Genomic DNA, 23060 nt, shown 5'->3' with positions numbered 1-23060 from the left:
TGAAATCCGTTTCACACGGCTTTTCTGTTTTTGCATTACAGCGGTTGTGTCCAGCCGCCCAGTTGCATGCCCATGTCATCCAGTGCCTGCAACAGCGTTTTCATGCTGGGGTAGCGTTTGCCGCTGACCGAAGGCCAGTTCGGGCGTTCGATGTAGTAGCGGCCGCTATCCGTTTCGATGCGCGTACGGACAAGCGCCCGGTTGCGGCTGCGGTGAACCAGATAAGTCGTCCCGGGTTCTTGTTTCAAGGTGTACATGCCGTGTCGGGACAACAGGGGGTCGATTTCTGCCATTGATCTGGCAGCCCAAGGCGTCTCGACTTGCAGTTGCAAGTCACCCTGGACCAATGCCGTTTCATCCCCCAACCCGCCAATCGGCAGGATTTTGCCCGGATCCACAGTGATGCCGGTGGATAGATTCTCGGCAACGTCTTCGATGCGGATTCCGATGGCTTCTTCCAGCTCACTGACCCCGGCGACGCCCTCGTAGGTGTTGGCGTGGGAGTTGCCCATGAGGGCGATCCATTTGTGAGCGCCGCGTAGCGACTGATCGGCGCGAATGATCGAGCGGGCGTAGTAGTTCATCATTTTCTGTCGTGCGGTTGCTTGAATGGCCGGCTCCAGCGATCCGATTTTTTCCATGCCGTTGAGTCGATAGCTCGCCATGCAGTCGATCGCCTGCACCCGAATTCTGTATTGGCGGGCTTGCTTGACCAGCTCCAGAAAGGTGTAGCGCTCAAGCGGATCAGTCATGTTCCCGACGTCGAGGGCTTTGAGGTAGTTCGCCAGATCCGTGGCCATCACCCCAGTTTCGAAGAAGGCATCCAGGGCGGCTTGATGGAAGTCGGTCAGCAGGTGTTCCATGTACAGCGTCTTCACGTTTTTGCCGGTGAGCAACGCCATGTTCTCGATCAGCCATTGCTTGCTGCCGATGGAGCCGTGGCTTTCGCCGATGATCAGGCCTCGGGCATGCTCGAGGATCTTGTCGATAATTTCCTCGGCGCTGGCGTCGGGACTGAATGTTGGAATGGGCGGGCGGCCGGGCAACTTCAGCTCGGCATAAAAGCGGATGGCATCCCGATACAGGCGCTTTCTAATCGCTTTGAAATCACGGTAGGCATCGAACTCGTTGAGGCTATCGTAGTAATCGCGCAGCGCCTCATCGTTTAACCCGGCCGCGCCATCCTCAAGTTCCGGTCTCAGTCGGGTGGGGACGTCATACTCCGAGGCGGGCAGGTGCGGCGCCGGTGTCTTGCCGCCACCCTTGAGGCCGAGGCGCGGCAGGGTCTCCCATTCAGCTTCGGCGTTAAGGCGCACGGGGATCGAGTCAGCCAAGGCATGCGGATTTTCCGGGTCGATGATTGCCCAATGCCCACCGCCGTTGGCGTCAGCTTCATAGCGCACGTAGTACGCAGTGTCGTCCATCATGATGGCGGTGGCAGGGTTTGAGTCGAGTTGATAAATGCCCTGAAATTTTCCTGAATCGCTGATGGGCGTTTGCCCTTCGAGCAGTTCATTGGCTTGCCAGTTGGACGGTACGGTCGGGCGCTGGATTCCCGGGCGTGCTGGCGCGAGGTCCCCCAGCAATGAAGATGCGCCTTCAGCTTCACCGGCCAGCTCTGGCCAGCCCATTGGCCGCATGCCTCTGGCGATCAGTTGTTGTTTCAGCTCATCGAGATTGGCCACCGTCATGGTGTCGTAGGCTCGCCCGAGCGGGGTATCCAGATTGATCCTTCCACCCGGTGTCGGTCTGACGACACTGTCCGCCATGCGCAGGCTGGCGTTGCGATACACCACCAGGATGCTGCTTCTATAGCGTTGAAAGGTGAACATCCCCGGTTCCGGCAACAGCGCTCGCAGTTCTTGTGAGGTTCTGTACGCCCACGGGGTTTGCATCTGCACGCGCCAGTCGCCCTTGATCAGTGACTGGAGGCTGTCGGGGTCGCTCAAGCCCTCTACCTCAAAGGCAGGGGCATCGGGATAGTCCGCGTATTCCATCGTTACGCCGGGATCAGCCGTGATGGAGTGTGCCGATCCAGGTTGTGCATCCACGACACGTATGCACAACGCATCGGTCTGTTCGCTGATGCCCTGATAGCCTCTGAAAGCTGCCATGTTTTCCTGATCGACCAGCGCCACCCATTTGGCCGGGCCTTTCAATTCCTGATTGAAACGGATGACCTCGCTTGCAAAAAAACTGCGCGACATTTGAGTGTCGGGTACTGGATGGAGAGGGTCTTTATTGATGTTGTAGGTTGTCGACATGTCGATGGCCTGGACCCGGATACGCTGGGCATTGGCAGCTTTCACCAGTGACAGGAGATTGAATTTTCCTTCGGGGTCGTTTCCGGCCTTGATGTCGAGCCGGGTCAGATAATTTTCCAGCTCCTCGGACATTTCTCCGCTACGTGCGTAGGCGTCCAGATCGAGTTGGTTGACGTTGGCCAACAGTTCCTGGAGGTACAGGGTTTTCACTCCGGTACGGGCCAGGTTCGGCATCTCCTCGATCAGAAGCGTCTTGCTGCCGATGCTGCCTCGACTTTCACCGATGACCAGCCTGGGCTTTTGCGCCAAGGCTGTCTCCAGCAGTTCGGTCGGTGTGGGCGCTGTGGCCAATACGGGCGGGCGAGGTGTTGGCGGGTGCAGTTCGTAAAAGGCGCGGGCATCGTTGATCAGGTTTGTGCGAGGTTCTTCCTGAGCCAGATCGAACTCACTCAACGTGATTATTTGTTCGTCTGCAGGGGCCATCAGCGCACTACGGGCACCGTCACTCTCGAGATCGGACTCGACCACACTGCGCACATCTATGCCACCCAGCGTCCATACCCGCCGGAATTGGCCCTGGACATCTGGCCCCCCCAATGCCCATGCCCTCATTTCGGGATCCTCAAGACCGGGCACATACACACCGGGTGATTGCGCCCATTCCTCGACAACGCGTCCCCCAGCCGTGCTTTCTACGGTGGAAGGCAAGACGTCCATGCCACCCTTCAGCCCCAATCGCGGGATGACTTCCCACTTGCCTTCGGCGCCCATGCGGACAGGAATCGAACCCGAAAAAGCATCAGGGTTTGCCGGGTCGATGATTGCCCAGTGACCGCGGCCATTGAGGCCGTTTTCATAGCGCACGTAATAAGCGTTGTCGTTGAGTTTGATCGCGGTCGACGGGTTCGATGCGAGCCGGTACGTGCCATGAAACTTGCCCGGTTCACGCACCAAGGCGTTTTCGCTGAGCGGTTCCTCAATCTTGAAGGACGCTGGTACTTCTGCGTCTGGCGCGATCACGGTCGGCTGTTCAATCGTGATGTCAGTTGCCGTTTTGGCCGGTTGCGTCGACTCAACCAGATCGGCCATTTCCTGCGCTTCGGCCGCATCAATCTCGGGGCCGATGTCCTGTAGCGATCCCGGGCCTTTGAGCATCAACAGATTGAAAAGCAGGTCGATGCTGCTCAGCACTGACCCCAGGATGCCGGCCTTGCGATCTTCCGGGGTTTTGCCGTTGGCGGCCTGATCGATATTCAGGCCCAGGCTCGCCAGGCTGGCGCCGACCACCGGCAAGGCGACCGGCCAGCCGACTACGGCCATCGGGCCGAACAAGCGCAGCCCGGCGCTGAGGTAGCCTTTCCAGAGTTTTTTGCGTAGATCGCCATTGGAGGTTAACGACAGCGCAGAGTCGGCAAACATCGTGTCTTTGGCCGCGTCTCGCAACCAACTGAAGGCATCACCTTCAATGACGTGGTTTTCCTGATTGATCAGGTGATGGTCATAGGTGCCCCACATCGCCACCAGCTGGTTCATGATGTCGCTGATGTTTTCGCCGATGACCTGGCGATTACGCAGAGAGTAGTGGCTCATGAACACCTTGCGCGCCGCGTCTGTGTTCAGTTGCTGGAGCATCCAGAAGTGCATGTCGGTGATGGTCTCAACGACTGCAAAAGGTTTGTGCTCGCCGGGAAGGTAAAGAATCTGCCGACCTTTGGGGAGCACGAAACGCAAAATGTTGGTGGCAACGTAACCGGCGAAATCCAGGGTACGAACTCCGTCGCAAGTGTGCTGCGCTTGCAGCAGTTGCAGGCTGACAGGCCAGGTGATGGGGCCGATCACGGCGTTGGTCACGTGCTGGAAGTCGTCGTCGCTTAACTGGCCTTTGTCCCGCGCTTGCACCGCGTCACTGAGGAAGGTGCACTTGGTCAGCGTGCGGAAGTCGCTGGCATTGTCGTTCCAGAACGCCGTCAACCTGTCGGTGTAGAGGGCGCTGAAGTCGATGTTCCAGAAGTCATTCAGCACCTCATTGCCATGCAGGTGGACTTCATTGGTTTCGTTGAAGGTGTCGACCTCCGGACCTGCCGTGTAGAAGCCTGCGTAGACATCGAGCAGGTCCGCGTTGTCCTGGTCGGAAACGCGAAAACGCTGGATCACCAATTGAGTGAGGGTCAGGGTGGTGGCGGGCTTTTCGTACAGGTGCTCCCAACCGGTGAATGTCCTGGTGCTGCTTTGCGCAGCATCGAAGCGATGGAAATAGACCTTGTCCGGGTCGAGGTGGGCGAGGCCGTATTTCTTCAGCAGACCGCCGGCGACTTCATAAGCGGTGTCGCGCAGGCCGGGGCAAGTCTTGACGATGGTGGTGGCGATGGCTTTGAGGGCAGCCTTGTCGGCGGCATTGGGCAACGGGCGGGCTTCGATGGCGTTCATACACTCTCTTTCCTTGAGAATCGGGCAGCGAGGATGACCCGTTGGCTCAAGGTTTGTGCACTACATAGTTATGCCTGTCGAAAATATCTGGGCGCAGCCCTTGTTGGCTGTGACCAGTCGCCGCGCTGCCCTTACTGTTTCGCAACCGCAGGTGTATCGTATTCGCCTTTTGCGGGTCTTGGGCCTGTTGCTGATAGTGAGGTAGTTGAGTTCATGTCCTTTACCCGTCGACAAATCCTCGGTGGTCTGGCCGGTCTTGTGGTGGTTGGCGTGGGGGCCGGTGGCGCGTCGCGCTACTGGCTGGGCAAGATGGCCGACGCTGACGCAGGCCACGACTACGAGTTGATCGCCGCGCCGCTGGACGTGGAGCTGGTGCCGGGGCACAAGACCGAGGCCTGGGCGTTCGGCCCTTCGGCACCTGGCACCGAATTGCGCGTGCGTCAGGGTGAATGGCTGCGAGTGCGCTTCATCAACCATCTGCCGGTGGCAACCACCATTCACTGGCACGGTATCCGTCTGCCGCTGGAGATGGACGGCGTGCCGTACGTGTCGCAATTGCCGGTATTGCCCGGTGAATATTTTGATTACAAATTCCGCGTGCCGGACGCCGGCAGCTACTGGTATCACCCGCACGTCAGCAGCAGCGAAGAATTGGGGCGCGGGCTGGTCGGGCCGTTGATCGTCGAAGAGCGCGAGCCGACCGGGTTCAAGTACGAAAAGACCCTGAGCCTGAAGAACTGGCACATCGACGATGAAGGCAATTTCGTCGAATTCAGCATCCCTCGGGAAGCGGCGCGTGGCGGCACGGCGGGACGTCTTTCGACCATCAACGGTGTGCCGGCGCCGGTGATCGAGTTGCCGGCCGGGCAGATCACCCGGGTGCGTCTGCTCAACCTCGACAACACCCTGACGTATCGCATCAACATCCCTGGCGTCGAAGCGCAGATCTATGCGCTGGACGGCAACCCGGTCGAGCCGCGGCCGCTGGGCAAGGAATATTGGCTGGGCCCGGGCATGCGCATTTGTCTGGCGATCAAGGCGCCGCCGGCCGGTGAAGAATTGTCGCTGCGCAACGGCCCGGTACGCCTGGGTACATTGCGCTCGGTGGCCAACAATGATGCGCCGACGGACTGGCCAAAAGCCCTGCCGGCCAACCCGGTGGCCGAGCCGGATCTGGCGAATGCCGAGAAACTCAACTTCAATTTCGAATGGGTCGGTTCGGTGTCGGTCAACGTCGACAACGGCAAGCCGCCGAGCCTGTGGCAGATCAACGGCAAGGCCTGGGACATCACCGACAAGACCTGCGCGGACCGGCCGATCGCCAGCCTGAAACTGGGCCAGAGCTACATTTTCGAATTGAAGAATATGACCCAGTACCAACACCCGATCCACCTGCACGGCATGAGCTTCAAGGTAATTGCGTCGAACCGGCACAAGATCGTTCCGTATTTCACCGACACCTATCTGCTGGGCAAGAACGAGCGTGCGCAAGTGGCGCTGGTGGCGGATAACCCGGGCGTGTGGATGTTCCATTGCCACGTGATCGACCACATGGAAACCGGCCTGATGGCCGCCATTGAGGTGAAGTGATGCGCCAGATTCGCCCCGCCGCGATCATCGACCGCAGCCGTGACCGGGATTTCATGCGCGAAGCTCTGGCCCTCGCTGCCCAAGGCGCAGCCCTTGGCGAAGTGCCGGTGGGTGCGGTGCTGGTGCAGGATGGCGAGATCATCGGTCGCGGCTTCAACTGCCCGATCAGTGGCAGCGACCCGAGTGCCCATGCGGAAATGGTCGCGATTCGTGCGGCCGCCCAAGCGGTAAACAATTATCGGCTGCCGGGCAGCACGCTCTACGTGACGCTGGAGCCGTGCAGCATGTGTGCAGGGCTGATCGTGCATTCGCGGATTGCCCGGGTGGTGTATGGCGCGCTGGAGCCGAAAGCGGGGATTGTGCAGAGTCAGGGGCAGTTTTTTACCCAGGGCTTTTTGAATCACCGGGTACTGTATGAAGGCGGGGTGCTGGCGGAGGAGTGTGGCGCCGTGCTGACCGAGTTCTTCAGGGCGCGCCGCGCAAAATCCACTGAATAAAAACAAAACAAATGTGGGAGCGGGCTTGCTCGCGAAGAGGGAGGGCCAGTCGACATTGATGTCCCTGACACACCGCTTTCGCGAGCAAGCCCGCTCCCACAGGGGGATCTCCTTTTAAGGGGAGGTCGGGTTATTTCTTGGCGACGATCACCGCGCGCATCGGCGCCGGCAAGCCTTCGATGGTCTTGCTGTGATCTTGCGGATCAAGAAAGTCGCTCAACGACTGATACTTCATCCACTCGGTGCCGCGCTGTTCTTCAACCGTCGTGGTGCTGACGTCTACGCAGCGAATGTCGGTGAAGCCCGCTCGGCGCAGCCACAACTCCAGCGCTGGAACCGAGGGCAGGAACCACACGTTGCGCATCTGCGCGTAGCGGTCTTCCGGCACCAGCACCTGGTGCTTGTCGCCTTCAACCACCAACGTTTCCAGCACCAGTTCGCCACCCTTGACCAGGCAATCCTTGAGCGCCAGCAAATGCTCGATCGGCGAGCGGCGGTGGTAGAACACGCCCATGGAAAACACCGTGTCGAAACCTTCGAGGTTCGGCGGCAGGTCTTCGAACGGGAACGGCAGATGCCAGGCGTTTGGCTCGGACAGGTAACGCTGCACCGCCTGGAACTGGCAGAAGAACAGCCAATTCGGATCGACGCCGATCACGCTATCAGCACCGGCGCCCAGCATGCGCCACATGTAATAGCCGTTGCCGCAGCCGACGTCGAGGATGCGCTTGCCCTTCAGATCAAGGTGTGGAGACACCCGCGACCACTTCCAGTCCGAGCGCCATTCGGTGTCGACGTGCACGCCGAACAGGTCGAACGGGCCTTTGCGCCACGGTGACAGCCCCATCAGCGCGGTGCGCATTTGGGTGCGGGTTTCGTCGTCGCACTCGGTGTCGAGTTTCAGGCCATTGAGCAGATCGACTTCGCTCGGCTGGATCTTCGGCAGCGCGTCCAGCGCACTTTGCCAGCGCTCCAGATCGCCGTGGCCCTTCTCCATTTTCTTGTCGAGTTGCACTTGCAGGGTATTGGCCCAGTCGGCCAGCGGGGTACCGGCCAGACGGCGGGCGAGGGGGGACAGATCAATCATGGCAAGGCAATCAACGAGGCAAAGTTAAGACACTGGAACCACGGCACGACTTTCGAGAACCCGGCGGCCAGCAGGCGTTCGCGGTGTTCTTCGAGGCTGTCGGGCTTCATGACGTTTTCGATGGCGCTGCGCTTCTGGGCAATTTCCAGTTCGCTGTAGCCGTTGGCGCGTTTGAACGCGACGTGCAGATCGGTGAGCAGCGCGTGCTCTTCGGCATCGTTGAAGCGCAGCTTCTCCGACAGGATCAATGCGCCGCCGGGCAGCAATGACTGGCGGATACGCGACAGCAGTGCGGTGCGCTGCTCCGGAGCGATGAATTGCAGAGTGAAGTTCAGTGCCACCACCGAGGCTGGTTTGAAGTCGAGCGCGAGGATGTCGCCTTCGATCACATCGACCGGCAGCAACTCCTGAAACATCGAGTCCTGACCATTGAGGTATTCGCGGCAGCGCTCGACCATCGCTGCGGAGTTATCCACCGCGATCACCCGACAACCGTCGGTGCGCACGTGGCGACGCAGGGCCTGAGTCACTGCGCCGAGCGAAGCGCCAAGGTCATACAGCACGCTGTTCGGCTGAGCGAATTGCGCCGCCAGCACACCGAGGTTTTCGACAATGGTCGGGTAACCCGGCACCGAGCGCTTGATCATGTCCGGGAACACCCGCACCACGTCCTCGTTGAAGGCGAAGTCAGGCACCTGGGCCATCGGCTGGGCGAAAATGCGATCGGGTTCTTTGCTCACGGCGGTTCCGGCGGTGTCGGTGGAAAAGGCCGGCATTTTAGCCAAAAGGGCGCGGAGATGCTTGGGTTGTCTGATAAAGCGTGAAACAGCTGAGGAAAAATCAATGGACAAGCGCAAGGACGAGGCTTGGCCATTGATTATTTGACGTTGATTAATCGGAATCGATTAACACAGTGTAGTCGGATGTGCCCTTGATATTTAGTTCCCGATTACGTTTGTCCACGCCCTTGAAGTTGAAGTTGAGTTTGTATTTTAATTGTTCGGAATCTACGGCTGCGCTTTCAATAGTAATGGAGCCGCTTTTTGCATCATAGTTACGAGACTTGACATCACCCGGGCGGGTGCCGGTTTCAAAGTAGTAGGCGTTAAGGAAAGGGAAGTTCGGATCGGTCACAGTATAGGTGCCGGGTTTAATGTTTTTGTTGAATACCAGCACCAGACCTTTTTTACATCCGCGTGAGTAGTCTGAAGCGTTCGCACGAGTGACCAATGCAATAATGTCGCTACCGCAAGGGTCGGGTTCGTACGCAACAATCTGGCTCTCGAATTTTACTCGACCAGAGATTGTGGCAATTGTCTCAGCGCTAACAGTGATGTAAGAATCTACAGCGTTGGCAGAAATTGCATTATTGCTTTTGAAGAAGGTCATGAAGGTCTTCCTTGTATTGTCAGAATGGTTGTTGAAGCCATCTGCATACTAGTAAGGCCGGTTAAGGTTAACTACTGTCATTTCTGACAGTCTCTTATAATCTTTCGTTATGGTCGCAGACTTTTACGTTGTGAGTTTGGCAGCTTTACTTGTTTTTGTTGAATGCCGAGGCGGTAATGCCCCACTGCCCGAGCCAGTAACTGAGGATGATCGCGTACGGCGCGGCATGGAATGGCGCCACAAAGCGGTCGATGCCAATGACACTGTCCGAGAACACGAATGCCACCGCGCCACCCGCTGCCAGCAACGCTGAACGCTGAGGCACGTTGCTGCCAAGGCGAGCGAGGGCGCGCCAGAGCATGGCGCTGATTGCGCTGCCATAGACGATCACCGGCACCAGCAACGGCCCCAGCCCACCGGATATCAGAATGCCCAGCAGAACGCCCCCGAGGCCGAGGGCAAGCACCAGCGGCAAGAGCGCCAGACGCTTGCAGTCGCTGAGATACGCCTTGAGATACGCCAGGTGCGCGAGCAGAAACGCGCCGAGGCCAAATACAAACAGATCCCCCGGCCACGCCAGCAACACATCGCCGAGCACAGAGAAAATCAGACCGAGGCTGATCCAGCGGCGATAGTCGCTGGGCGGCGCATCATGCAGCCAGCCAAGCAGCGCCAACACCGGTAACGGTTTGACCAACAGGCACAGCAGCGCCGCATGGGTGCTCACACCGTAGAGAAACGTCACCGCGCCCATCAGCGCCAGAATCAGCCAGCCCACGATCAGTTCACCGAGATCGCGCAGTCGAAGGTTTCCGCTGGCGTGACTTCAGGCTCCCATGGCTGTTGCGAAGTCAGGCGCAAACGGCCGGTTCCGGTGGCGAATGCCTGGAAGCGCCACGTGGAAAAGCCGCCCGCGCCAACCATGCCGGAATCTTTCGGGCTGCTGTAAACCTCGGGGCTCAGCGCACGCAGTACGCCACCGGCCGAATCCTGAATCGCCCAGCGATAACCGGTGGTAGGGTTGCTCGGAAGCATGACGATCAGGTTTTGCCCGTTGGTCAGCCGCACGGGGCATTCGCTCTGTTTTTCCACAGTCACGTTCTGTTTGGGCTGCGTGGCGCAGGCGGCCAGCAGAGAGAGGGCGAGAGGTACAAACAGGCGAGTGGGGGACATAAGGTCAGCGGCTCCGACGTTGGCGACGAACGGCGAGCATAACTGAAGATGAGACAAAGTGTGACAGATGCGGTGCTACCCATCTCGGCTGAGTGTTCTGATACCTCGGGCTCCATTGGGGGGCTTGAAGTATTCAAGGTCCAGTAGCGTAGCCACCAGAGTTGTTAGCTCCGATGGTGTATGTTCCAGTAACGATTCTCGCGTCCATGCCAAAAAACTTTGCATGTTGGTAGTGCTAGCGCCATTTGCAGAGAAACTGATGTCCAGACGTTCGGAACACTGTAGTTTTAGATTGGAAAGTTTGTTGAGGGAAAAAGTACCCGTTTTCAGTACTGAAGTTGATGGTTCCGTTCATGACGGTTTCCATAGGCCAGCTCCTGGTATTAGCTATTCTTGAGGGCGCTGTATTGTTTGGCTGCTGAGTCGGAAGCGCTTTTTTTATTCGTTCGTCAAATAAATTTTGAAATTGGATTCGATGATGAGCATAGATCCGCTGCTTGTCTGGACCTTGATGTTGAAATCGTTTGATGAGTAGCAGAGTCCGTCGCTCGAGATCTTTAAGTCGAGGGTTGCTTCGAGTGCGGTAGTTGAAATTAATTGGTGGTTTTTAGTTATGTCCGAATAACGTATTTCTGCATACTGGACGTCAAGGATACTGCCGGGAACACCCTGTTTGAATGTATGAGTGCCGGACGAAATATCTTTTTTCAGCTTGAGCAGGAATTCGCGTCGATCACTGGCATAACGGGGTTGTAAGGCGGTGTCACCTGCAATGGCACGGAGTGAAAGATAGTCGTCATCTTCGAGTGCATGATTTTGAATTGATCGGGATGTATAAGGCGCCCTTGAATCCTGCCCATTTATATTCAGGAATCTGGCATTGAACTCGCCAGTTATGTTTTGAAGTCTGGCAGCCAGTGCGTTGATGTTGGGGCGCAGGGTATCCAGTGTGACATTACCCTGTGCGACGATGAGATTGCCAGCCAACACTCGGGTTTCTGCGTTACCTTGAACGGCTTTGATGGAAATGCTGAAAGTATTTATTTTGTAAATGCGCTGTCCGGTGCCTGAGTCCTCAACCGCGATAGTCAATGAGCCACTTATGCCTTCGGAGCTTAAACTCTGATATGTGTCTTCGTCTGTTTTTAACTGCTCAAGATAGTGGGCGCCGATAAAGTTGCCAAGTCTGTCTAGTGGGTAGGTTCCTGACGTGATTTTATTTGAAAGTGTAATTGAGAACGTTTGTCTTTGAGTGTTAGTGATTGTGTTGAGAGAAAAAGTGAACGTTGTGTTTGTCTTGTCTCTGCTAGCGTAAGTTTCAAGTTGCGATGATGTGATTTCGACTTGCCTTTCTGTCTTTAATTGAAGGGTTCCTTCAATGCGCTGGAGGTCACGAACTGCGGAGCTGCCGGTGTTGGCTGTCATGGTGATCTTCTTCCGTGTGAGAGGGGCACGGAAAATAGTGATCGCCAGGGTCGGACTTGGCTACTGTCATATATGACAGGTTTTTATATTGATTATGTTGGATAACAGGTGTTTTATGGCGGATTGGCGCTAACAGCTCATGACTGAGAGCGCCATACCTCCAATCAGAACAATACCTTCGCTACATCCGCAAACTTCTTGGCAAAATGCACGGTGATGCCGTCCTTCAGGTAGTCAGGCAACTCCTCGAAATTGCCACGGTTCGGCTCCGGCAGAATCAACTCGAAGATCTTCTGCCGGCGCGCCGCAATCACTTTCTCACGTACCCCGCCAATCGGCAGTACATGCCCGGTCAGGGTCAGTTCGCCAGTCATTGCCACGCCCTTTTTCGGCGGCTGGTTGCGGGCGAGCGAGAGCAGGGCGCTGGCCATGGTCACGCCGGCGCTCGGGCCGTCTTTCGGGGTCGCGCCCTCCGGCACGTGCAGGTGAACGAAGGCTTCGTCGAAGAACTTCGGATCACCGCCGAACGCCTTCAAGTGCGAGCTGACGTAGCTGTAGGCGATCTCGGCCGACTCTTTCATCACATCGCCCAGTTGCCCGGTGAGTTTGAACCCACGGTTGAGTGTATGAATCCGCGTGGCTTCGATCGGCAGGGTCGCGCCGCCCATGCTGGTCCAGGCCAGACCGGTGATGACGCCGGTACCGGACAGCACTTGCTCATTGCGAAACACCGGATGGCCCAGCGAGGCTTCCAGATCTTTCGGCCCGAGCTTGATCACCGCTTTCGGGTCTTCGATCAGTTTCATCACCGCTTTGCGCACCAGTTTGCCCATTTGCTTTTCGAGCTGGCGCACACCGGCTTCACGGGCGTAACCGTCAATCAAGGCCTTGAGCGCGCTGTCACTGATGCTCAGGCTGCCCTTGGACACGCCGGCCTTTTCCAACAGTTTCGGCCACAGGTGGCGCTTGGCGATGGCGACTTTTTCTTCGGTGATGTAGCCCGACAGGCGAATCACTTCCATCCGGTCCAGCAGCGGGCCGGGAATCGAATCCAGGGTGTTGGCGGTGCACACGAACAGGACTTTTGACAGGTCCATGCGCAGGTCGAGGTAGTGGTCGAGGAATTCGACGTTCTGTTCCGGGTCGAGGGTTTCCAGCAGCGCCGAGGCCGGGTCGCCCTGGTAGCTCTGGCCCATCTTGTCGATCTCGTCGAGCATGATCACCGGGTTCATCACTTCGACGTCTTTCAACGCCTGCACCAGTTTGCCCGGCTGTGCGCCGATGTAGGTGCGACGGTGGCCCTTGATCTCGGCTTCGTCGCGCATGCCGCCGAGGCTGAAGCGATAGAACGGCCGGCCGAGCGATTCGGCGATGGATTTGCCGACGCTGGTTTTACCCACGCCCGGCGGGCCGACCAGCAGCACGATGGAGCCGCTGATTTCGCCTTTGTAGGCACCGACTGCAAGGAACTCGAGGATGCGGTCCTTGATGTCGTCCAGACCCGCGTGGTGTTTGTCGAGCACCTTGCGCGCGTGTTTGAGGTCGAGTTTGTCCTCGCCATACACGCCCCACGGCACTGAAGTCGCCCAGTCGAGGTAGTTGCGGGTGACCGCGTACTCCGGCGAGCCGGTTTCGAGGATCGACAGCTTGTTCATTTCCTCTTCGAGGCGTTTTTGCACTTGCGCCGGCAGGACTTTGCCTTCGAGGCGCTGTTCGAACTGTTCAAGGTCGGCGCTGCGGTCGTCCTTGGTCAGGCCGAGTTCCTGCTGGATGACCTTGAGTTGTTCCTTGAGGAAGAACTCGCGCTGATGCTCGCCGATCTTGCGGTTCACTTCAGCGGAGATTTCTTTTTGCAGGCGCGCGACTTCGACTTCCTTGCGCAGCATCGGCAGGACTTTTTCCATGCGCTTGAGCATCGGCACGCAGTCCAGCACTTCCTGCAGCTCGGGGCCGGTGGCGGAGGTCAGGGCGGCGGCAAAGTCGGTCAGCGGTGACGGGTCGTTGGGGCTGAAGCGGTTGAGGTAGTTTTTCAGTTCTTCGCTGTACAGCGGGTTGAGCGGCAGCAGTTCCTTGATCGCGTTGATCAGCGCCATACCGTAGGCCTTGACCTCGTCGGTCGGCTCGGTGGGCTGGTGCGGGTATTCGACTTCCACCAGGTACGGCGGGCGGTGGTGCTTGAGCCAGGTCTTGATGCGCACACGGCTCAGGCCCTGGGCGACAAACTGCAGTTTGCCGTTTTCGCGGCTGGCGTGGTGAACCTTGACCAGCGTGCCGTATTCGGGGAGGGCGCCGGTGTTGAAGTGGCGTGGATCTTCCTGGGGCGTGTCCATGAAGAACAGGGCCAGGGAGTGGTGGTCGGATTTGCTGACCAGATCGAGGGTTTCGGCCCAGGGTTCTTCGTTGACGATGACTGGCAGCACTTGGGCCGGGAAGAACGGGCGGTTGTGGATCGGGATGACGTAGACCTTGTCCGGCAGGTTCTGGCCGGGCAGGGCCAGGCCTTTGCCGGAGGAGGTGTGTTCGATGTGTTCGGCTTCGGTGTAGTCGTCTGGGTTGTCCGGGAATTCTTGCTGGTCGCTCATGGGGCACCTGCGCAATGGGGTATGGGTCTTAGATGGGGCGGGGGGTGGGTGGTTTCAATGGGGGGGGATGTTTCTGCTTGTGTGTTCAGGGTTTTGACAGGGTTTCTTTGGACTTGGCGGCCTCTGGGCCGACCATGTTCTTTTGGGGTTGGGGGGTATATCCGTTGCTTCGGGTGGTGCGGCTGGCGGTTCCGCTCTTACAGCGGGTCACTTTTTCAGACGCCAAAAAGTAACCAAAAGGCTGGGCCCCGGCGTTCGGCCCTCGCTTAGGCTCGGGTTCCTTCGTTACGGGGTTCATCCGGGGGCATCGTCTACGGTTTGCTTCGCTGCACCTCCTCTCGATGTGTTTGGCTGCGCCAAACGGTCGCTGCGCTCCCACCCCCGGATAAACCCCTCCACTCAGCCTGCCGAAGGGGCCTTGCAGATCAAGATCAAGAGCTGCAGCCGAGCTTGCGCTCATCCTGTTGAGTGGGGCGGCTTTGCCGCGTGCGGTGCACACAAATCTAAACTGCAGACTTTCGCCTGCTCGCGATGGCGGCCTACGAGCCGACCAATCCCCACCTGAACACACCCAAATCCAATTGTGGGAGCTGGCCTGCCAGCGATGGCGGCCTGACAGCCGACCACCCCCCAACTGAACACACCCAATCCAATTGTAGGAGTGAGCCTGCTCGCGATGGCGGCCTACGAGCCGACCAATCCCCAACTGAATACACCCATTCCAACTGTGGGAGCGAGCCTGCTCGCGAAAGCGGTGTGTCAGTCACCGCAAGTGTTGGATGTGCTGACGCCTTCGCGAGCAAGCCCGCTCCCACAGGTTTTTCAGCGAATTCAGAGCAGTTGTATGCAAAAAAGGCGATGCCCCTCACGAGACATCGCCTTTCTATTACCGCCGCTAAAGCTTATTCCGGCAGTTTGTACGCAATCACATAGTCACCCATTTTGGTGCCCAGCGAGCCGTGACCGCCGACGACGAGCAGGACGTATTGCTTGCCGTCCTTGCCGGTGTAGGTCATTGGCGTGGCTTGGCCGCCTGCAGGCAGACGCGATTTCCACAGTTCTTTACCGGTGTTCACGTCGTAGGCGCGCAGGTACTGGTCGAGGGTGCCGCTGAGGAAGCCGACGCCGCCGGCGGTGACCATCGAGCCACCCATGCTTGGTACGCCCAGGGTGAAGCCGATCGGAATTGGCGAGCTGTCGCGGCTGGTGCCGTTCTTGCGTTTCCACACGACTTTGCCGGTGGTCAGGTCGATACCGGCGACGTAGCCCCAGGCCGGGGCCTGGCACGGTACGCCGAATGGCGACATGAACGGGTGCATGGTCACGGCGTATGGCGCGCCGGTGTTTGGCTGGATACCGGCAGTTTCGCTTTCGCGCTTGCTGTCGGCGGCCACTTCGGCGCGCGGGATCATCTTCGAGACGAAGGCCATGTAGTTCGGGCTGGTGAACAGCATCTGGCGAACCGGGTCGACCGATACGCCACCCCAGTTGAATACACCGACGTTACCCGGGTAGATCAGGCTGCCTTGTTCCGACGGAGGCGTGTACTGGCCTTCGTAGCGCAGTTCCTTGAACTGGATGCGGCACAGCATCTGGTCGAACGGGCTGGCACCCCACATGGCTTTTTCGGTCAGTTCCGGAGCCAGCAGGTTGAGGTCCGAACGGGCCTGGGTCGGTGCGGTGTGGTCGCCTTTCACGGCGCCTTGCGGTACCGGGATTTCGCGGATCGGAATGATCGGCGTGCCGTCACGACGGTCGAGGACGTACAGGCTGCCCTGTTTGGTCGGAGCGATCAGCGCAGGTTTCACGCCGTCGGCGGTTTTCATGTCGAGCAGGGTTGGCTGGCTGCCAACGTCCATGTCCCACAGGTCGTGGTGGGTGAACTGGTAGTTCCAGCGCACTTTACCGGTGGCCAGGTCGAGGGCGACGATGCCGGCGCTGAATTTCTCGGCGCCCGGGGTGCGGTCAGCGCCCCACTGGTCTGGGGTCTGGTTGCCCAGTGGCAGGAAGACCATGCCGAGTTTTTCGTCGACGCTGGCCAGCGACCACATGTTGGCCGAGTTGCGGCTGTAGATTTCGCCCGGGGCCAATGGCTCGGTGGCGTCCGGCTTGTCGCTGTCCCAGTTCCAGACGAGGTGGCCGTCGCGCACGTCGAAGGCGCGGATCACGCCCGATGGCTCGTTGGTCGATTCGTTGTCGGTGACGTGACCGCCCATGATCACCAGATCACGGGTAATCGCCGCTGGCGAAGTGGAGTAGTAGCCGCCGGCGGTGAACGGGCCGATGCCTTGGGTCAGGTTGACCACGCCGTTTTTGCCGAAGCCTTCGCAGATCTTGCCGGTGTCGGCGTTCAGTGCGATCAGACGGGCGTCAGCGGTTGGCAGGTACAGGCGACGCGGGCAGGCCTGGGCAACGGCTTTGCCAGCTTCGGAGATAACGGCCGACGCGGCGTTTTCAGACTTGGCGTAAGCGGCTTCGTCGTAGTACGACACGCCACGGCAGGTCATGTGGGCGAAGCCCTTGAAGCCCACCGGGCTCTTGATCTGCGGGTCGAAACGCCACAGTTCCTTGCCGGTGTCCGGGTCCAGCGCCAGCACTTTGCTGTGCGCGGTGCAGGCATAGATCATGCCGTTGGCTTTGAGCGGGGTGTTTTCGTTGGTCAGCTCGACCGGGTCATCGGCGGTCGGCAGGTCGCCGGTCTGGATGCGCCAGGCTTCTTGCAGCTTGCCGACGTTGGCCGGGGTGATCTGCTTGAGCGGCGAGTAACGGTCACCGAATTCGCTGCGGCCGTAGGCCTGCCAGTCGCCATCGGGCATGGCTGGCGCGGTGCTGGTCATGTCCGCGGTGTCGCGGCCCAGTTCGCCGAACGTTTCGCCCGGGTGGGTGAACAGGCTGGCCAACGCGGTGATGCCGGCCAGAACCACGGCCACACTCAGACCACCAGTGCCCATCGGCGCCGGGCCTGCGAGCAGCAATGGACGACGGAACCACGGCAGCAACATCACGATGCCGAGAACGAACCACAGGGCCAGACGTGGCACCAGTTGCCACCAGTCCAGACCGACTTCCCACAAGGCCCAGACCGTGCTGGCGAACAGCACGATGGCGTACAGGCCCAGCGCTGCACGACGACGCAGCAGCAACAGAATGCCGGTCAGCGCAATGCCGATACCGGCCAGCAGGTAGTACAGCGAGCCGCCGAGCATGCTCAGCTTGACTCCCCCGGCCAACATGGCCAGGCCCATCAGTAGAAGCAGTATGCCGAGCAGGCTCGGTAGCAGACGGCCCCGACTCGAAGCACTTTCGGTGCTCATAGTGTGATTCTCCGTGACGTTTCAAGTAGTCCCGCGCAGTAGTCACTGTAGATGACGATTGGGCGCAGGCATGGTTCAGATAAAACTTGTGTAGCTAACGAAATTCTTTTGTGGGAGCGGGCTTGCTCGCGAAAGCGGTGTTTCAGAAGGCTGATGTGTTGACTGACACGACGCCTTCGCGAGCAAGCCCGCTCCCACAGTGGGTATTTGCCAGCTCTTAGAACGACGACTGGATCTTGATCCCCGCAATCAGGGCATCGTCGACGTCGTTCACGCCACCGGGATGGCGGATGTATTGCAGGTTCGGGCGCACGGTCAGCCAGTTGGCGAGGTGCACGCCGTAATACAATTCGGCGCTGTATTCGGTGTCCTGCGGCGGCAGGAACGACGGATCGTCATAGTCGTAGACGGCGTTGGCCTGATTGCTCGCCTCGGCGTTCTTGCGAAAGGCCGGATTGACGTGAACGCGGGCCAGGGCGAAACCGATGTCGTCCTTGGCGCGGGCATCGAACGGGCCTTTGTAGACGACGCCGGCCTGCACGTAGTTGTCGATCGCGTTGGTTTTCTTGTCGTGCATCGTGGCGTTGGCGAACACGCTCAAGCCGCGCGAGTGGTCGCTGGCGATGCTGGTGACTTGCTGCTGGGCACCGAACCACACGCCGTGCTTGCTCGACGCGCTGCGGTAGGCTTCGCCGCTCAGTGCAGCAGGCTGGCCGTTCTGGTCTTTATAGACGTCAGATGCCTTGGCGCTGCTGTAGTAGTAGCCGGCGCGGTATTCGCCCGGCAGACCATTGAGCTTGGGTGTCCAGACCAGTTCGACCGGCAACACGGCGCCCTGGGTGCCGCTGCCGCTGAGTTTGAAGCCGTTGCCGCGATCGAGGTTCGACGGGTTTTGCTCGTAAGCGCCGACCTGAGCGTACAGCTCTGGTGTCAGGTGATATTTGACCCGCAGCGCCCACTGGCTGACCGGCCAGTTGTACCAGATGCCGCCGACCCAGTTGCCGACTTGCGAGCCGCAGAACGCCAGGTTCTGGAAATCGCACGGAAAGCTGTTGAAGTCTTCGCCTTCACCGAAACGGCCGACCTTGATGTCGAGCTTCTGGTCGAAGAATTTCTGCTGATACCACATCTGCGTCAGGCGCGTGGTCTGGCCACGGCCCCAGACTTCCTGCGCGGAGGTGAAGCCGCCGACGCGCGGATCGTTGATCCGGTCGTTGCTGATGTTGTTGCCGCTGCGCTTGGTGACGGTCAGTTGAAACTCGGCGTCGTCCCAGCCGAGGATCTTTTGCAGGTCCAGGTGCGTGCCCAGACCGAACTGGTCGCTGTAGCGCGCGGTGCGGTCGTGGTCGTAGCCGCCGTGCAGGTTGCTGCCCATTTCGCCGGTGTAATCGAGTTTGAAGTCGTAGCCTTTTTCCGAGAGTTCGGTACGGGTGCCGTTCCAGTCACCGAGCATCCACGGTGAGTCGCTGTCGAAGGCGGGGGCCGCCTGGGCGTAGGTGGCGAAGCCGAGCGCGGTGCAGCCGCCGAGCAGGCGCAGGGCTGAGATAGCGCTGTCTCGGGAGAAGGAAAAATCAGGCATGGATCAGTCTTTTTTTGATGTTTTCTGGGGGTAAACCGAGCGCTTCAATTTGCCGCAGGCAGTGAAGCGATTCAGCTGAAGGGCGGCAGGATAATGATCTGTAACAAAAAGACAAAGGGCTTTTGCAGACATGCAGCGTTTCGCATTCGGTAACAGTGCGTCAAACGGGCGCATTGTGGGCAGGTTCGCAGGCTGCGATCTTCTCGGGTTGGCCTACATTTGATGCAAGGCCTTCCACCTGACCGGCCCCTCGGCTAAGGTGCGCGGCTTGTGCATTTTCACTCCGTCCAAAGGCCTGGCATGAACGACCACACTCCCGATCCGCTGCATGGCGTAACCCTCGAACAGATCCTCAATGCGCTGGTGGCGCATTACGAGTGGTCGGGGTTGGCCGAGCGCATCGATATCCGCTGCTTCAAGAGCGACCCGAGCATCAAGTCGAGCCTGACGTTCCTGCGCAAAACTCCGTGGGCACGGGAGAAGGTCGAGCGCTTGTATGTGAAATTGATGCGTACCAAGCGTCCGCTCTGAGATGGACGCCGTTTTGCGGCGACGCCTGATCATGCTCATCGCCAGCCTCGGCTGGGCCGGGTTGAGCATTCAGCTGTACCTGATTTTCCTTGCGCGCCTGAGTGTCGACGCCAGTCTGCTGGGCGGGCTGGTGAGCTTCTTCAGTTACTTCACGGTACTGACCAATACCCTGGTGGCGAGCGTGCTGACGAGCGCGGTCACCCGGCGCGAATCCGCTGTGCAACGCTGGTTTCTGCTGCCTTGGGTCAGTAGCGGGGTGGCGGTGAGCATCGCGGTGGTCGGCCTGGCCTACAGCATTTTATTGCGACATTTGTGGCACCCCGAGGGGTGGCAGTTTATCGCTGATGAATTGCTGCACGACGTGATGCCGCTGCTGTTTCTGGGCTATTGGTGGTGCTGCGTGCCCAAAGGTACGTTGCGCTTTTGGCACCTGCCGCTGTGGCTGATTTACCCGCTGGTGTATTTCGGTTATGCCTTGCTGCGCGGGCATCTGCTGGGCGCGTATGCGTACCCGTTCATTGATGTGGCCATGCTGGGTTATGCACAGGTGTTCATCAATGCCGGGGGGATATTGCTGGGGTTTGTGCTGATAGGTTTGCTGGTGATCGGCCTCGACCGCTGGCGGTCAGCACGGCATTGAAACCCATGTGGAAGCGGGCTTGCTCGCGAAAGCGTCGGGTCAGTCAACATCATTTTTGAATGAACCACCGCATTCGCGAGCAAGCCCGCCCCACAGGGAGGCATCTCATTCCTCTTCGGGAGTACCTTCGGCACGCCAGTAGCCGACGGCCTTGATGAGCTGCTCGTCCAGCCCATGCTCATCAATCAATACCCGGCGAATCTGCCGCGAGACCTTGGTCTCGGTCGCTACCCACGCATACAGATTGCCCTTGGGCACTTGCAGCTGTTTGACGGTGGTCAGCAGGTTGTCCTTGCCACCTTCACGCAGCACCCAGATCACATTGACCTGCGCCGCACTTTGCAGCGCCTGTTGCTCGGCACCGTTCTCCACCTCGATCACCACCAGCGCCTTGCGATTGGCCGCCAGGCCTTCGAGGCGACGGGCGATGGCAGGCAGGGCGGTTTCGTCGCCGATCAGCAGGTAGCTGTCGAAGATATCCGGCACGATCATCGAGCCACGCGGCCCGCCGATGTGTAGCAATTGCCCAGGTCGGGCCTGTTCGGCCCAGGTCGAGGCAGGGCCGTCGCCGTGCAGGACGAAGTCGATGTCCAGTTCGAGCGTTTCCAGGTCGTAACGGCGCGGGGTGTAGTCGCGCATCTCGGGCAGCGGCACGTCACTTTTGCCGGCGCCAAGCACCAGTGTCTCCAGCGCGGCGGTTTGTTCGGCGTTCTGCGGGAACAGCAACTTGACGTGATCGTCCGTGCCCAGGCTGATGAACCCGGCCAGTTCTGGCCCGCCGAGGGTGATGCGGCGCATGCGCGGGGTCAGGTTGACCACGCGCAACACCTCAAGCTTGCGGCGTTTGATTTCGTGCATGACGCGGTGAATGGTTTGGGTATCGACTGCAGTCATTCGGCTTTCTCCGGAGCAAATTGAACGGCGGGACCGTCGACAATGGCTTTGGCGGTGTCGTTGAGCAGATCACGCACGCGCAGAATTTCTTCGGGACTCCAGCGCCCGTGGTGCATCTGCAACGCGTGGCGCAGGTTGTGTACGGCTTCGTGGATTTCCGGCGGCCGATCGTGGCCACGCAGCGAGCGTTTGCTGACCTCGATGCGCATGCGCACGCCGTCCAGTGCGATCGCTTGTTCGCTTAAAGACAAACGACCGGCATCGGTCACGCTGTAGCGCTTTTTGCCGGCATCGGCGTCGCCGCTGATCAAGTCGCTTTCTTCCAGAAAGGTCAGGGTCGGGTAGATCACGCCGGGGCTGGGGCTGTAGGCACCGTCGAACATGCCTTCGATCTGGCGGATCAGGTCATAGCCATGGCACGGCTGTTCGGCAATCAGTGCCAGCAGCAGCAATTTCAGGTCGCCGGGGGCGAACACCCGTGGGCCGCGACCGCCGCGTTCGCGTCCGGGGCGCTTCTCGAAGCCGTCGCGGCCGTCACCGTGCTCGCGGTGGGGGGAATGATGGTCTCTCATTTTTGCTTTCTCTCTCGTCGTATTTAGATACAACTTAAGATATATCTTTAGGTGTCTGCAAGGCCTCCTGACCGACGGTTGTCGTCCTTCAATCGAAATATCGGGCGCTGATTACGGCAAACGATCAAAAAAAAGCGGTATTAAATCGCCCGGCAAAGGCGCAGTTTAGTGCTAACTCTCTAATAGTCGGCGTCGGCCTTTATTATCGGCAGGGTGTGGTATGTGTCTTACGGAAGTTGCTGTGAAAGTTGGCGCGTTCAGACAGATTGCTGGCGCGTTGTAGCCTGTCTCTTACAGCAGGACTGAAACTTTTATGGTTTTCGTGGTTTTTTCTCTCTTGGTTAGAGGTCACTGGGCTACACGCTTGTCGGAACTTGCCTGCTTACTTTCAAAGGGAATTGCTTGATCATCTTTCGGCGTTGAAAGTTCAGTTGGGTCAATAACTGCTCGTGACGGTTTTGCTCATCAATAACTTTTGACTCTCCTTCGATTATTTTAAATAACAGGTACTGAAAGATGTTCAAGAAAATCGCGTTTGCTGCTCCTGTGGCTGCTCTGGCACTGAGTGCTTCGATGGCTTTCGCCGCCACTGATGCCAGACACTCCATCAGTCTGGTCGCTACTGTTTCTTCCGATGAATTCTACGCGGTACCGGTTGACTACGACCTGGTCAACAAAGACCAGGACATGAGCTACAACCCGGGCACAGACTCCATGCGTACCATCGATGGTCACTTTGACGTGCTGCACACGGCGGGCAAGGTTCATGCACGACTGGAAGGTGTGCCCAAGCTGATTGCCGGCAACAAGACCATTGATTTGAAGGTTGAACTCAATGGCAAGACGTTGACCACCACGTCGCAAGAAGTGGTTAACGCCACTGATTCCAACACGCGCTATCGTGCGCCGTTCAAGATCAGTGCCGTCACCACCCAAAAGCCTGACGCGGGTGAATACACCGGTGTTGTCACGATGGTTGTGGAACCTTCCGTCTAAGTAATACAGATGACGGAAAACGTTTACTTGTCTCAAGTGGCGTTCCCGGTCGGCAAACTTTCCGGTTTGTCGGCCGAGCGTTGATTTCTTGGTAATCAGA

The 23060-nt window shown here is 58.8% G+C and carries 17 protein-coding genes; 5 read left to right on the top strand and 12 right to left on the bottom strand.

Translation table 11 applies throughout. The features are described from left to right. Nucleotides 1-35: 35 nt before the first annotated feature. Entirely contained in the window at nucleotides 36-4691 is a 4656-nt protein-coding gene (locus tag AC0J41_RS20765) for a dermonecrotic toxin domain-containing protein (RefSeq protein ID WP_473013491.1), read from the bottom strand. A gap of 213 nt (nucleotides 4692-4904) precedes the next feature. Between AC0J41_RS20765 and AC0J41_RS20760 the strand changes: the two genes are divergently transcribed. Both AC0J41_RS20760 and tadA read left to right on the top strand, forming a co-directional pair. Further along, nucleotides 4905-6281 carry a multicopper oxidase family protein gene (locus AC0J41_RS20760; RefSeq protein ID WP_025109201.1) on the top strand — a complete coding sequence of 459 codons (1377 nt, stop codon included), beginning with the start codon at nucleotides 4905-4907 and terminating at the stop codon, nucleotides 6279-6281. After that, entirely contained in the window at nucleotides 6281-6778 is a 498-nt protein-coding gene (gene tadA / locus AC0J41_RS20755) for a tRNA adenosine(34) deaminase TadA (protein WP_025109200.1), read from the top strand. Before AC0J41_RS20760 ends, tadA begins: the two co-directional genes overlap by 1 nt. A gap of 130 nt (nucleotides 6779-6908) precedes the next feature. On the opposite strand, the gene cmoB is transcribed toward tadA, so the two are convergent. The 9 genes from cmoB to AC0J41_RS20710 all read right to left on the bottom strand — a co-directional run bounded on the left by cmoB (nucleotide 6909) and on the right by AC0J41_RS20710 (nucleotide 19327). After that, nucleotides 6909-7865: a tRNA 5-methoxyuridine(34)/uridine 5-oxyacetic acid(34) synthase CmoB gene (gene cmoB / locus AC0J41_RS20750; RefSeq protein ID WP_025109199.1), complete on the bottom strand. Its 957-nt coding sequence runs from the start codon at nucleotides 7863-7865 to the stop codon at nucleotides 6909-6911. Continuing rightward, nucleotides 7862-8641: a carboxy-S-adenosyl-L-methionine synthase CmoA gene (gene cmoA, locus AC0J41_RS20745; RefSeq protein WP_177327309.1), complete on the bottom strand. Its 780-nt coding sequence runs from the start codon at nucleotides 8639-8641 to the stop codon at nucleotides 7862-7864. The genes cmoB and cmoA overlap by 4 nt, the downstream gene beginning before the upstream one ends. Before the next feature lie 115 nt (nucleotides 8642-8756). Continuing rightward, complete coding sequence (locus AC0J41_RS20740; protein WP_473013490.1) at nucleotides 8757-9254, bottom strand: hypothetical protein; 498 nt, start codon at nucleotides 9252-9254, stop codon at nucleotides 8757-8759. Nucleotides 9255-9399: 145 nt separating this feature from the next. After that, complete coding sequence (locus AC0J41_RS20735) at nucleotides 9400-10032, bottom strand: lysoplasmalogenase (RefSeq protein ID WP_473013489.1); 633 nt, start codon at nucleotides 10030-10032, stop codon at nucleotides 9400-9402. Between the two features lie 2 nt (nucleotides 10033-10034). Then, nucleotides 10035-10427, bottom strand: a complete 393-nt coding sequence (locus tag AC0J41_RS20730) for a protease inhibitor I42 family protein (protein ID WP_473013488.1) — start codon at nucleotides 10425-10427, stop codon at nucleotides 10035-10037. 438 nt (nucleotides 10428-10865) lie between these two features. Beyond that, nucleotides 10866-11852 (bottom strand): hypothetical protein, encoded by a 987-nt coding sequence (locus AC0J41_RS20725; protein WP_473013487.1) that lies wholly within the window; start codon nucleotides 11850-11852, stop codon nucleotides 10866-10868. A gap of 164 nt (nucleotides 11853-12016) precedes the next feature. Continuing rightward, entirely contained in the window at nucleotides 12017-14434 is a 2418-nt protein-coding gene (gene lon / locus AC0J41_RS20720) for an endopeptidase La (protein ID WP_025109193.1), read from the bottom strand. Nucleotides 14435-15336: 902 nt separating this feature from the next. Further along, nucleotides 15337-17748: a glucose/quinate/shikimate family membrane-bound PQQ-dependent dehydrogenase gene (locus AC0J41_RS20715; RefSeq protein ID WP_473013486.1), complete on the bottom strand. Its 2412-nt coding sequence runs from the start codon at nucleotides 17746-17748 to the stop codon at nucleotides 15337-15339. 217 nt (nucleotides 17749-17965) lie between these two features. Beyond that, nucleotides 17966-19327 carry a carbohydrate porin gene (locus AC0J41_RS20710; RefSeq protein ID WP_025112433.1) on the bottom strand — a complete coding sequence of 454 codons (1362 nt, stop codon included), beginning with the start codon at nucleotides 19325-19327 and terminating at the stop codon, nucleotides 17966-17968. A 300-nt stretch (nucleotides 19328-19627) separates the two neighbouring features. On the opposite strand from AC0J41_RS20710, the gene AC0J41_RS20705 reads away from it, so the two are divergent. Beyond that, nucleotides 19628-19858 carry a VF530 family protein gene (locus tag AC0J41_RS20705; RefSeq protein WP_003227831.1) on the top strand — a complete coding sequence of 77 codons (231 nt, stop codon included), beginning with the start codon at nucleotides 19628-19630 and terminating at the stop codon, nucleotides 19856-19858. 1 nt (nucleotide 19859) lies between these two features. Further along, a complete protein-coding gene (locus AC0J41_RS20700) occupies nucleotides 19860-20498 on the top strand; it encodes a Pr6Pr family membrane protein (RefSeq protein ID WP_473013485.1) in 639 nt (212 codons plus the stop codon). A gap of 105 nt (nucleotides 20499-20603) precedes the next feature. On the opposite strand, the gene AC0J41_RS20695 is transcribed toward AC0J41_RS20700, so the two are convergent. Continuing rightward, the gene (locus AC0J41_RS20695) at nucleotides 20604-21392 is read right to left on the bottom strand and encodes a siderophore-interacting protein (protein WP_473013484.1); all 789 of its coding nucleotides are present in this window, start codon (nucleotides 21390-21392) and stop codon (nucleotides 20604-20606) included. Next, on the bottom strand, nucleotides 21389-21964 hold the full coding sequence (locus AC0J41_RS20690) for a PadR family transcriptional regulator (protein ID WP_025112429.1): 576 nt from the start codon (nucleotides 21962-21964) through the stop codon (nucleotides 21389-21391). Before AC0J41_RS20690 ends, AC0J41_RS20695 begins: the two co-directional genes overlap by 4 nt. A gap of 516 nt (nucleotides 21965-22480) precedes the next feature. On the opposite strand from AC0J41_RS20690, the gene AC0J41_RS20685 reads away from it, so the two are divergent. After that, nucleotides 22481-22960, top strand: a complete 480-nt coding sequence (locus AC0J41_RS20685; RefSeq protein ID WP_473013483.1) for a CS1 type fimbrial major subunit — start codon at nucleotides 22481-22483, stop codon at nucleotides 22958-22960. Nucleotides 22961-23060: the final 100 nt, after the last annotated feature.

This window comes from Pseudomonas sp. Arb-4-2C (assembly GCF_055755015.1).
The sequence above is the reverse complement of the archived record's forward strand: the minus strand, read 5'-3'. Positions and strand labels throughout refer to the sequence as shown.

Bases quoted from the DNA above. Each gene is read 5' to 3' on its own strand.
- AC0J41_RS20765 (WP_473013491.1), bottom strand. From the start codon at position 4,691: ATGAACGCCATCGAAGCCCGCCCGTTGCCCAATGCCGCCGACAAGGCT.
- AC0J41_RS20760 (WP_025109201.1), top strand. From the start codon at position 4,905: ATGTCCTTTACCCGTCGACAAATCCTCGGTGGTCTGGCCGGTCTTGTG.
- tadA (WP_025109200.1), top strand. From the start codon at position 6,281: ATGCGCCAGATTCGCCCCGCCGCGATCATCGACCGCAGCCGTGACCGG.
- cmoB (WP_025109199.1), bottom strand. From the start codon at position 7,865: ATGATTGATCTGTCCCCCCTCGCCCGCCGTCTGGCCGGTACCCCGCTG.
- cmoA (WP_177327309.1), bottom strand. From the start codon at position 8,641: ATGCCGGCCTTTTCCACCGACACCGCCGGAACCGCCGTGAGCAAAGAA.
- AC0J41_RS20740 (WP_473013490.1), bottom strand. From the start codon at position 9,254: ATGACCTTCTTCAAAAGCAATAATGCAATTTCTGCCAACGCTGTAGAT.
- AC0J41_RS20730 (WP_473013488.1), bottom strand. From the start codon at position 10,427: ATGTCCCCCACTCGCCTGTTTGTACCTCTCGCCCTCTCTCTGCTGGCC.
- AC0J41_RS20725 (WP_473013487.1), bottom strand. From the start codon at position 11,852: ATGACAGCCAACACCGGCAGCTCCGCAGTTCGTGACCTCCAGCGCATT.
- lon (WP_025109193.1), bottom strand. From the start codon at position 14,434: ATGAGCGACCAGCAAGAATTCCCGGACAACCCAGACGACTACACCGAA.
- AC0J41_RS20715 (WP_473013486.1), bottom strand. From the start codon at position 17,748: ATGAGCACCGAAAGTGCTTCGAGTCGGGGCCGTCTGCTACCGAGCCTG.
- AC0J41_RS20710 (WP_025112433.1), bottom strand. From the start codon at position 19,327: ATGCCTGATTTTTCCTTCTCCCGAGACAGCGCTATCTCAGCCCTGCGC.
- AC0J41_RS20705 (WP_003227831.1), top strand. From the start codon at position 19,628: ATGAACGACCACACTCCCGATCCGCTGCATGGCGTAACCCTCGAACAG.
- AC0J41_RS20700 (WP_473013485.1), top strand. From the start codon at position 19,860: ATGGACGCCGTTTTGCGGCGACGCCTGATCATGCTCATCGCCAGCCTC.
- AC0J41_RS20695 (WP_473013484.1), bottom strand. From the start codon at position 21,392: ATGACTGCAGTCGATACCCAAACCATTCACCGCGTCATGCACGAAATC.
- AC0J41_RS20690 (WP_025112429.1), bottom strand. From the start codon at position 21,964: ATGAGAGACCATCATTCCCCCCACCGCGAGCACGGTGACGGCCGCGAC.
- AC0J41_RS20685 (WP_473013483.1), top strand. From the start codon at position 22,481: ATGTTCAAGAAAATCGCGTTTGCTGCTCCTGTGGCTGCTCTGGCACTG.